The organism is Morganella morganii, from assembly GCF_019242955.1.
Taxonomy (GTDB): Bacteria; Pseudomonadota; Gammaproteobacteria; order Enterobacterales; family Enterobacteriaceae; genus Morganella; species Morganella sibonii.
This window is the reverse complement of the sequence record NZ_CP066129.1, coordinates 1,023,076-1,034,426: the sequence shown is the minus strand read 5'-3', so window position 1 is coordinate 1,034,426 and position 11,351 is coordinate 1,023,076. Positions and strand designations below refer to the sequence as shown.

The 11,351-nt window shown below is 46.7% G+C and carries 6 protein-coding genes and 1 pseudogene; 2 read left to right on the top strand and 5 right to left on the bottom strand.

All coding sequences use genetic code 11. The annotated features are described in order from the left end of the window. The first annotated feature begins 7 nt into the window (after window positions 1–7). A complete protein-coding gene (gene tssM / locus JC793_RS04625; RefSeq protein WP_218427634.1) occupies window positions 8–3,481 on the top strand; it encodes a type VI secretion system membrane subunit TssM in 3,474 nt (1,157 codons plus the stop codon). A gap of 21 nt (window positions 3,482–3,502) precedes the next feature. Beyond that, window positions 3,503–3,856, top strand: coding sequence for a DUF6277 family protein (locus tag JC793_RS04620; RefSeq protein WP_046893631.1), 354 nt, complete (start codon window positions 3,503–3,505; stop codon window positions 3,854–3,856). A gap of 56 nt (window positions 3,857–3,912) precedes the next feature. On the opposite strand, the pseudogene JC793_RS04615 reads toward JC793_RS04620, so the two are convergent. From JC793_RS04615 to treR, 5 genes and pseudogenes are all read right to left on the bottom strand, one after another. Next, window positions 3,913–5,290 (bottom strand): annotated as a pseudogene (locus tag JC793_RS04615) (carbohydrate porin). An 88-nt stretch (window positions 5,291–5,378) separates the two neighbouring features. Next, a complete protein-coding gene (gene pgmB / locus JC793_RS04605) occupies window positions 5,379–6,038 on the bottom strand; it encodes a beta-phosphoglucomutase (RefSeq protein ID WP_218427631.1) in 660 nt (219 codons plus the stop codon). Beyond that, the gene (locus JC793_RS04600) at window positions 6,035–8,731 is read right to left on the bottom strand and encodes a glycoside hydrolase family 65 protein (protein WP_218427629.1); all 2,697 of its coding nucleotides are present in this window, start codon (window positions 8,729–8,731) and stop codon (window positions 6,035–6,037) included. Before JC793_RS04600 ends, pgmB begins: the two co-directional genes overlap by 4 nt. Window positions 8,732–8,751: 20 nt before the next feature. Continuing rightward, on the bottom strand, window positions 8,752–10,176 hold the full coding sequence (gene treB / locus JC793_RS04595; RefSeq protein WP_218427627.1) for a PTS trehalose transporter subunit IIBC: 1,425 nt from the start codon (window positions 10,174–10,176) through the stop codon (window positions 8,752–8,754). 119 nt (window positions 10,177–10,295) lie between these two features. Then, window positions 10,296–11,249 carry a trehalose operon repressor TreR gene (gene treR, locus JC793_RS04590; RefSeq protein ID WP_247717321.1) on the bottom strand — a complete coding sequence of 318 codons (954 nt, stop codon included), beginning with the start codon at window positions 11,247–11,249 and terminating at the stop codon, window positions 10,296–10,298. Window positions 11,250–11,351 lie beyond the last annotated feature (102 nt).

Below are 11,351 nucleotides of genomic sequence, written 5' to 3'. Positions count from 1 at the left end.
ACGTATTATGATCAGACGATTTATTATCCTTATCATCGCATTGATTCTCAGCTACATCATCTGGTGGGTCGGACCGATGATTGCCATCGGCAACTTCTACCCGCTCGCGCGGGTGCTGGTACGCCAGATCATTATCGGTATTATTCTTTTCTGGGCGTTATGGCCGTTTGTGGCTTTCCTGTTCAGCCGTCTGTTCCGGTTTCTCCGCACCCCGCTGCCGAAACCGAAAAAGAAGATTATCCAGCTTGACCGGGTGACTGCCCGTTTTACCGATGCCATCCGGACGCTGCAATTTATTGCGCTGGCGGGTAAAAAAACCCGCAGTGAGCGGATGAAAATCCATCTCAGCCGTGAATATATCAACAACAAACCCTGGTTTGTGGTGATGGGGCCTGCCGGATGCGGCAAAACCTCTGTGATTTATGACAGCGGCGAACAGTTCCTGCTTTCCGAGCAGTACGGATTATCCCGCACAACCGATGTCGGTCCGACAGTGGATTGTAACTGGTGGCTGACAGAGCGGGCTGTGTATATTGATACCGCCGGGGAATGGGTGCAGATGCACGGACAGAGTGATGACGCCGGAAATGCGCGTCAGAAATTGTACGCCCTTATCCGTAAACACCGCCGCTATCCCGGCATCGACGGGATTATTTTGTGTGCGGATGTCGGCACACTGCTGTATGCCCCGCTGACTGAGCGGAAATCACTGGCAGATACACTGCGTATCCGCATCCTCGAAATGGCCGCTCTTTTTCAGTCTGATATTCCGGTCTATCTTCTGCTGAATAATATTGACCATCTGCCCGGCGGTGAGGCATTTCTGAACATCGCCGATGACGACCTGCTCGCAGGCGGTCTGGGGATCAAACTGCAATGTACTGACGATCACCGTAATAATTTCATTCATGATGAAAATACCTATCACCAGTTTCAGATCCGGGTCAGCAACTATATTCTTGAAACCCTGCACAATGTGCCGGATGACGGATTACGCCACCAGCTGCTGCTGTTTATTGAATCGCTCGGCGCACTGCAAAAGCCGCTGTTTTCCTTCCTTGAACAGATTTTTCCGGCCTCGGCCACCGGCTACACCGGATGCCTGCGGCAGCTGTGGATGGGCAGTACCATTCCGCTGATAGCCCGCGAGAGCCTGTATAACGCAGAGGCGGACGGACTGTTTGATGAGCGTCAGTCCGGCGGAATGTACCTCCCGGCGCTGACTCAGGCCATCACCGAGCGGGGCGTGCTGCACAGTGCCCGCTACCGTCCGCTGCGTAACAAGCTGTTTTCCGCCGCCCGCTATTTCGCAGTAACCGCCGGTCTGCTGGCTGCGGTGATGCTGCTCTCCTCCCGCTATTTCTGGGAATCGGATTTTATCGCCTATGCCAGCGCCCGCTTTGAGGAAACCAAGCGGATCGTCCGCGATATTCCGGTGACCAGCCAGTTTAATGATGACCTGATCGCCGCTTATGAACAGCTCGGTTATATCAACACGCAGTTTCTGGAAAGTTCACCGCCGCTGCTGACACCGTATTTCGAGCACAAACTGCTGAGCAGTGCGATGGAAAAGACATACCGCCGTCATCTCTACAAGATTTTCTGGCCTGCTGTGGAAAATTATATCGCCAACGAACTGAAACAGAGTGCGTTCAGCGGTAATACCGATGCCTACGACACCCTCAAGGTCTATCTGATGATGGTTTATCCCTCATACCGGGAGCCGGAGGCGCTGGAAAACTGGTTTATGATCCGCTGGGAAAACTACGCGGTCCAGGGCTATACCGAAAACGATCGCCGTCTGTTCCGCTATCATCTGCATGAGTTATTCAGTGACACCTCCTCCACGGCACCGGTGGCTAAAATGAATGCAGAGCTGGTACGTATTGCCCGTGTCAATGCCATGAAAACCCCGATCCATCTGCGGGTGGTTAACCGTATCAAAGACAAACCGCTGCCTGCCGGTATTCAGAATATCTCGCTGGCAGATGCCGCAGGTCCCAGCGTGTCGCTGATGCTGCGCCGCAAGAGCACCAATACCGTGACAGATACCGCCGTTTCCGGTTTTTACACCAAAGCAGGTTACCGGGATGTCTTCCTGCCGCAGTTACAGGATGCGGCCACGGATATGATAAGCGAAGAAAACTGGGTACTCAGTGATAACACTGAAAAGCGCGGTGATATCGGTACACAGGAAGCGATTCAGACATTATCCAATGAAGCGCTGAAAGCCTACCTGTCTGAATATGCCAATCAGTGGGACAGTTTCCTGAAAGATATCCGTGTCCGGCCAATCAGTGACCTCGATGATGCGGCGCAACTCGCCCGTCAGTTTACCGAGCCGTCTTCGCCGCTGACCGGTCTGGTTCAGTTTGCTATCGATGAAACCACACTGAGCCGCGAAAATCAGCAGGATGCCACCGGATGGTTTGCCCGCCAGGAAAACAAACTGACTCAGACCCGCCGGTCACTGCTGGACGGGGTCAGTAATGATCGCGCGGCCGGAAGCACGCCGGAGAAAAGCCTGGAAGCCCGGTTTGAAGCGCTGCACCGTCTGCGTCAGGCCGAAACAGCCGGCGCCAATGATCCGCTGTTCTCGGCTTTTGATCAGGTTTACAACAAACTGGCCACCCTCTCCGCCTCACTGCGGGCTGGTCAGATCCTGCCGCAGAACGGTGAAATCAACCGGTTACGCGATGATATGCTGCGCCAGCCGGAACCGGTACGCAGTGTCATGATGGATCTGCTTTCAACAGGCGAAAAACAGAGCCTGCAAAAGAGCAAAGAAAACCTCAGCCGCGGTGCATCATCCATTGCTTCTGATTCCTGCCGGACCACGATCAGCGGCCGCTATCCGTTTAACCGGGGCGCACGGGAAGAAGTCGGGATCGGTGATTTCACACGGATGTTCGGGCGCGGCGGGGCCATCCAGAGTTTCTTTGATGAAAACCTGGCGTCCTATGTGAATACCGGTGCGACCCCATGGCAGATCCACCCCGGCAGCCGCGGCGTGGTGTCCGCCAGAACGGTGGCATCATTTGAAAATGCCGCCCGTATCCGGGATTCCTTCTTTGATCCGTCAGGTTCGATGTCAATGTCCATGATTATCCGCCCGATCTCATTATCCCCTTCAGTTCTTGAAGCTGTGCTGGATATTGACGGACAGATAATCCGCTACAGCCACGGCTATCAGGAGCCGGTCAAAATTAACTGGCCGGGCCCCAAAGGCGGCATTTATACGCGTCTGACATTCAAAACACAGGACGGACAGGTGGAAACGGTCAGCTTTGACGGTCCGTGGGCACTCTTCCGGATGTATGACGCCGGTAACCCGGCACAACTGAGCAGCAACAGCCGCCAGCTCACTATGGCAATGGGTCAGGTGAAAGGATTCTTTATTGTCGAGCTCAATTCAACAATGAAGGATTATCCGTTGTGGTCACGGGCATTAAAACAATTTTCCTGCCCGGGTAATATCTGATAAACGAAAAGGACAGTCATTATGTTAGATCCGAAAAATGTACAGTCAGTACTGAAATTCAGTACTGAATCAGGAAATGATTCTGCTTCAGAATTACAGAAACCCTTTATGGACGGGGTTAAAAATATGAAGATGTCCGGTTCGGATGCCTCCCGTTCCATTCTGAAAAACGTCAATCAATCCTGTGACCAGATGATGAAGGAAATGGGAAAAATGTTTGACGGCCTTCAGGATAATCTGGATGCACATCAGAAAATGCAGCAGGCAGAACGGCCGAAAGACTTCGACACGGCCATGAAAGATTTGCGGTCAACACTCTCCGCCGGCTTCCCGGAAGAGATGAAAAGCATGTTTGATAAAATGCCGAAGATATAATCCGGACACAAAAATACCGGGATTTTCCCGGTATTTTTTACTGTGATAATAAACAATCAGAATAAATATTTAAAACGGATACGGGCGCCGTAACGGTCGTTATCTTTACTGTCAACGATCGTCATATCATCCTTCCCGTTAATATGAGAGTAGTATGCACCGAGGTACGTTTTAAAGTTATCCATTCCCAATATATCCGGTAATTCATACGACATAAACACCGTGTGAATATTATATTTTCCCGGATATAAAATATCATATTTGCTGTCATCAGCTGAGTTTACAACCTGGTAGGATTTAATATCATTATGAGCATATATATACCCCAGCTGGAACTTACGCCATAACACGTTAGTTCCGGCAGAGAAGTCATTTTCATTCTTCGCATCCAGATACGCAGTACTGACGTTAACGACCATGCCATTTTCCGGATCATCTTTCAGTGTATCCCATTTCATCGTCAGGCCATAACCGGTACGGCGCGACTGATCCTCAAACTTTCCGTCCGCATTATTAAAGCCGTAAGCATTGCTGATCACGTTAGCATCCACCGCCCCCGCAATCGTCACGTTATCATAATTCCATGCCACTACCGGACGGACATAAATCACATTCTTTTTGTTCTGTAATTTACGGCCATGGTATTCCTGATCTTTAAAGACGCGGCTGCCATCCTCAACCAGTGTATTCACCTCAAAATACCAGTTATCATAATTACTGCTGAGGTTCATAGCACCGCCGCTGTTACTCCGTCCGCGCCCTTCTTTCATCATATAGATATAGCCGAATCCGTCAGCATAGAGATCATTGGCGCTGTTACCCGAATGTTCGACAAATGTATCCTGATTCAGCGGGAACATATCATAAGCCTCATAACGGCCGATTTTATATTTCCATTTATTTTCTTTACCAAAATAGAATACAGCATCATCAAGCCCGATATTTCCGGACATATTGGCTAACGGCTGAACACTGAAACCGGCATAATTGCCGTTATCCAGTTTCCGTTGTCCGTCAAGACCGATTAAGATCCGCCCGTTAATATCCCAGCGTTCTTTATCACCGAAATCATCCGCTCCGCGTCCGGCCTGAGTCTGCATAGATGTAATCTGCCCTTTGCGGCTGGCTGCATCAATATTAAACTCCACATCACCGTATAATTTCAGTGTTCCTTTTTCATTATCGGCGCTGACAATATTACTGAAACCGGATGTATTCTCCCGGCCGGTATTTCCTGCCGGAGCCGTATTCCGGGCCATTAAATTTTCCAGACGTTCTGCTTTTTTTTTCTGCTGCCACTGCTCTTGCTTCAGCTTCAGACGCTCTTTTTTCAAGACTGTTCAGACGTGCCTCAATATCACTTAATGATGTTTCAGCACCGGCAGAAAAAGAAATAGCAAATCCTGTCAGCAATGCTAATTGAGTTAACTTCATTATATCTACCTCTGTTCACAAAGATCGGATGGCAGCAGCATACGAATATGCTGTGCCTTTATCAGAAATATTATTATCGGTAATTTAATTATTGTTTTATTTTTAATACAGATTCAGGTGTAATTTCTTCAAATGAAGAAATAATAAGATCAGCACCGGTTAACAGTGAACGATCTGCTGTTACACCGACTGAGAAAATACCCGCTCTGTTCAGTGCGGTAATACCTGATTCCGCATCCTCAAAGCCGATGGCATCCTGCGGAAGAACATCAACAGATAATGCAGCTTTCAGAAATATTTCAGGATCCGGTTTTCCCTTACTCAATAGTGCAGGGTCGACAATAGCGTTAAAATAATTATCAATATTTAATTTTTTTAAAATAAACGGTGCATTGCGGGATGCAGAAGCAACCGCACACGGTATATTAAGCTTGTTTGCCCGGATAATAAAATCCTTAACACCGGGAAGAATATCCTTTTCAGATAACTCCCCGAGTAGCTTCACATAATACTCATTTTTTTCATCCGCCAGTAATATCTTTTCTTCATGGCTGTACATATCAGACTGATGACCATAATCTAATATTTTTTCTAATGACTCCATCCGGCTGATACCTTTGAGTTTTTCATTAAACTCATCACTGATATCAAAACCCGCTTTGTTGGCAATATATCGCCAGGCGATATAATGATATTTTGCCGTATCAACAATCACGCCGTCCAAATCAAATAAAAATCCTGATTTCATGATGTGTATTCCTTCACATAAGTATATGAAAACGGCATACCTGCTGTAATCTGATGTTTTTCATTATGAATATCGATAAAGACCGTTTGGTCGGCGGTGACTGATACCGATTTCTGTGAGATCAAAAAGCAGTAATGAACACCACGATGCTGCAAATTAAAACTGATACGATTCCATTCAGCCGGTAATGACGGTGAAACGGATAAATGATCACCCCTGATATCCACACCTGCATAGGACATCACTGCTGTATTGATAGTTGCGGCCATCACCCCGGTATGAATACCTTCTGCGGTGGTTCCGCCCTGAATATCGCCATAATCAGACCGCAACGCCTGCTGATATAATTCCCGCGATAAATCATGTAATCCGGTATTGCAGGCCAATTGGGCATGCACGACTCTGGATAATGTTGAACCATGAGAAGTCCGTTTTAAATAATAATGAAGATTTGTCTGTGCATAATCACGATCTAAGTGATAGCCCATATTATTCAATATTCCGGTAACATCATCACGGGAGAAATTATTGAATATCATTAACGCATCAGCCTGTTTGGCCACCTTATAGTCATCGGCACTTTTACCTTCAGCACGCAGTATTCTGTCCATCCGGTAAATATTTCCGTATTTATTCTGATAATATTCCCAGTCGATCTCTTTCAGGGAAAAATACCCGCCAAACTGCGCAATCACATCATCTTCAATCACCAGCGATAAACATTTACCTGTGTGGCTGATTTTCCGGATAAATGCAGTATCCTCCTCAGTGGTATTAAATTCCGGAGACAATTCAGTCAGAACGGAAAATAACCAGGAGATCATTAAATTGGTATACGCATTATCTTTAAGCCCGGCGGCGCTGCTGCCGCTGATATGCTCATGAAATTCATCCGGCCCCATCACACCGCTGACAGAATAACGCCCGGTTGATTCATTATATTCGGCTTTACTCAGCCAGAAGCGGGCAATGTCTGTCAGCATTTCCATGCCATACAACCGCATAAATTCCGCGTCACCGGTCGTTTTCCAGTACAGCCAGATGTTATACGCAACGGCCAGAGAAACATGACGCTGGAGGTGGCTGTAATCCGGGTCCCAGTGGCCGTTCAGCGGATTCAGGTGGACGGATTGTGTCTGCTCACTGCCATCCAGACCGGACTGCCACGGATACATTGCCCCCTGACAGCCGCTGTCCTGTGCAATTTTCCGCGCCGCCGGTAAACGGTTATAGCGGTACATCAGCAGCTGACGGGCCGTCTGCGGAAAATGCATGATATAGAAAGGCAGAATAAAGATTTCATCCCAGAAAATATGCCCCCGGTATGCCTCTCCGTGTAATCCGCGGGCCGTTACCGACACATCGAGTTTATATTTTCCGTTACTGTAAGGTGAGCACGATGACAACAGATGACAAATATGTAAACGCAATAACTTCTGCGCCATTAAATCACCGTCAATGACAATATCCGCTTTATCCCATAAATTTTTCCATGCCTGTCCGGAGGCTTCAGCCTGAACGGAAAAATCAGCCAGTGTTGTTTTATCCGCATCCGCCCAGCTATCCGGAAAAACAGAAGAGAGACGGATATTAATACTTTTCTCAAGACGGTATGTTTTGCCTTTCTGTGCATGGCAGGAAATAAACTGCTGCACTTTACCGGTGTTTTCTTTTATCTGAATATCACTGTCAGTAAAAAAATTACCACGTATTTTTGTGGTCACGCCGATACCGATACCGGATTGCAGTGTCCGTGCATTTAATTGCGCATAGCTGCCTTCTGCCCCGCGGGATAATACCCGGTAGTGGTGTGACGTCAGGCTCCGGTAACGTTCCACACCATAATTACGGGTCGTACCGTCAATACAGGTAACAACCGTAATCTCAGCATCAAAATTCAGGGGGGTGAAGCTGTATTCAACCGCAAACCGCTCCGGACAGGACATATCCGCCAGCATCCGGCTGTTAATCTGAATAAGATGTTTGCGGGAATCCTCCGCAATCCAGGTCTGATCCAGAATGCCGTTTTTTAAACACAGGTTCCGGTACAGCATTTTATTACGGCAATTTTCCGGTGACAGCCATTCACCGTCACCGATCTTTATCCGGACAGAGCGGGCGTCAGGAACATTAACGAAATCCTCATTGGATACCGTCTTTCCGGCAATATCTGACTCAGCCTGGTTATAACAACCGGCCAGATAGGTTGCGGGATAGGTTGCATCACCCGCCTGCATATCCGGCAATGTACCACGCACACCTAAATATCCGTTTGCCGTGGTTAATAATGATTCAGCCGCATATTCGTCTTTACCCGCAGTGAACCCGGAATAATCAATATTCCAGCAGAGCTGCTCATATTTTTCTTTTAATACCTGCGCCAGTTTATCTTCTGTGAATACAGCCTTTCCCTGCTGTGCAACAAAAGGGGCATTAAAGATTTCGGAAAATGATTTTTCCAGATCAATAATGACATGCCCGGCCAGTTCAGCACAGAATGAAGGATAATCCGGTATCCGCTCTCCCGTAATGACACCACCTTTAATACCGGGAAAATCCCGGCTGATCTCCGTTAAAATATCCAGACATGCTTTAACGGATATGTCACTCCAGCGGAATGCATAATCATATTTATCGCTGCCGGAAAAAATATCAGCACCACTTTCTTTTACAGACACAGTCAGATAACACATATTAAATTCACTTTATTAATTTACAGAGAAGTTACCAGGGTGCCTTTGCGCTGCTGATAACGATACATCATCATTGTTAATAAGATTGGAACAACAATGGCGACTATCATGGCAACAAGGTAAATACCCCAGAAAGCAGGCTGAATAGACAAGATTCCCGGAATACCACCGACACCGATACCATTGGATAACACATGGGCAAAACCGCAAATTAACCCCGCCAGTGCGGCACCAATCATGGCGCACAGCATCGGGAAACGGTAACGCAGGTTCACGCCGTACATCGCCGGTTCAGTCACCCCCAGATAGGCAGATATCGCCGCCGGAATCGTTATTTCCCGTTCATCCTTTTTGCGGCTCATAATAATGATGCCGACAACCGCAGAGGCCTGGGCAATATTCGATAATGCGATGATAGGCCAGATAGGTGTTCCGCCGATGCTTTGTGTCAGCTGCATATCAATAGCCAATGTAGTGTGGTGCAATCCGGTGATTACCAGAGGCGAATAGAAAAAACCAAATATCATCGAGCCGAGTAACGCAAAATCACCCAGCATTAAATAACGGACGCCATCCGAAATAAGATTACCGGCAGCACGTCCGAACGGCCCCAGAATGGCATGAGCCACCACGACAGAAACCAGAATACTGATGATAGGTACGACCACCAGGGTTAAATATTCAGGGATACGGCGGCGTAATTTCACTTCAAACCAGCCGAGGAATAAACCCGCCAGAATAGATGGTATCACCTGAGCCTGATAACCCACTTTCTGGATGGCAAATAAGCCGAAATCCCAGACATCCGGTGTTTGACTGCCGATGCCATAAGCATTCATCAGCTGAGGCGATACTAATGTAATACCCAGCACAATACCCAGAATCGGAGAGCCGCCCATTTTTTTGGTTGCTGACCAGCAGATAGCCACCGGCAGGAAATGGAATATAGCCTCACACGGTAACCACAGGAAATCATATATTGGCTTAAGCCAGGAATAATACTCCGTCAGTGGTTTATCATCCCGGACAGGCATTTCACCGATGACATTTCTCAATCCCAGTAATAAGCCACCACAAATCAACGCCGGCAGCAGCGGAACAAAGATTTCCGCCAGATTGGCAATCAGTCGTTCCCAGAACTTCATATTTTTCCTGGCAGCGACTTTTGTTTTTTCTTTATCTGATTCAGATATATTGAGTTTTTCAATCAGACCCCGGTAATAGTCACCAACATTCATACCGATAATGATCTGAAACTGACCTGCATTATTAAAACATCCCTTAACCCCGGGGATTTGCTTAATAGATTCAATATCAGCCAGTTCAGGATCATTTAAAACAAAGCGTAAGCGTGTCAGACAGTGAGAAACTGTACTGATATTCTCCTTTCCGCCGGTAAATTTGATGATCTTATCCAGTTCATCACTGTGAACATTAAATTCCATATCCCCATCCCCGTATAAAACGTCTGTGTTTTAAAATACGTTCAGTATGGAAATGACTCAATGGGAACGATCCCATTACGGGACGAACGTCACACTAAAGTTTATTTAACTCAATAAAATCAATAGGTAAATGAAGGTGATGGGATCAGGTGTGTTTTTGGTGAAAAGTTGCCATTAACCATATCAATCAATAAGTTGACTGATGTCTGACCGGTTTCACGAATACCCAGGCGACATGTTTTCACATCAGGAAAAAGGAAGGTTAATAAGTCATTTCGCCCGATACAGGCAACAAAAATAGTATTAATCTGATGATGAACGAGATATTTTTTAACACCAAACGCCAGTGATTCTGTCGCGCATAATATGGCCTGAGGACGTTTCAGTACGATATTTTCCGCAAGCAGATATCCGCTTTCGTAGTTTAATTCTCCCAATGCTGAGTCCGCTGTTATCTTATATTTATCGCAATAATGCTTATAAGTCTGATGGCGTAATAATCCGGTTGTTTCATCCTGTTCATTAACGCCAATATAGCTGACAGCTGTAAAGTTCTTCTCTTTGTACAGATAATCCATTAAATGATTAACTGTTCCGGTATCATCATTACAGACACAGGTATAGCCTTCGAAAGAACGGGCAATAACAACGATATTCTGTTGCCAGGAGACTAATTGTTCTTTATCCAGCCCGGTAAAAGCAAACAGAATAACACCATCTACCTTCCGTCTTTCCAGCATGGACAAATGCTCATCAACCTTTTCAGGATCAAACTGGCTTTCCAGAATAATAGGGTCAATATTATTTTTATATAACACAGGCAGCATCGCGCGGATTGCCTGGTTCTCAGAATAAGAATCAAGCCGGGTGACAATAATCCCGAATGTCCGGCCTGTTAACCCCCGCATCGCCCGTGCTGATTTTGATGGCGTAAAGTTATTCTGTTCAATTACCGCCAGTATTTTACGACGGGTTTCTTCATTGACATTCTGTTCGTTATTAATCACACGGGAGACAGTGGACTTGCCGACATTACAGATAGCAGCAATATCTTTGATGGTGAGTTTTTTCACAGCGTTGCTCCCGTTGATTCATTTCGATCTGGTTATCAGAACAGATGCCGGGTGAATCCCGTAATCCGATACCGGGTATTATACGCATTTAAATGTGAAATT

What these genes read in the sequence shown, in the direction of transcription:
- pgmB (WP_218427631.1), bottom strand. Translation starts at nt 6,038, where the DNA reads ATGAAATCAGGATTTTTATTTGATTTGGACGGCGTGATTGTTGATACG.
- tssM (WP_218427634.1), top strand. Translation starts at nt 8, where the DNA reads ATGATCAGACGATTTATTATCCTTATCATCGCATTGATTCTCAGCTAC.
- JC793_RS04600 (WP_218427629.1), bottom strand. Translation starts at nt 8,731, where the DNA reads ATGTGTTATCTGACTGTGTCTGTAAAAGAAAGTGGTGCTGATATTTTT.
- JC793_RS04620 (WP_046893631.1), top strand. Translation starts at nt 3,503, where the DNA reads ATGTTAGATCCGAAAAATGTACAGTCAGTACTGAAATTCAGTACTGAA.
- treB (WP_218427627.1), bottom strand. Translation starts at nt 10,176, where the DNA reads ATGGAATTTAATGTTCACAGTGATGAACTGGATAAGATCATCAAATTT.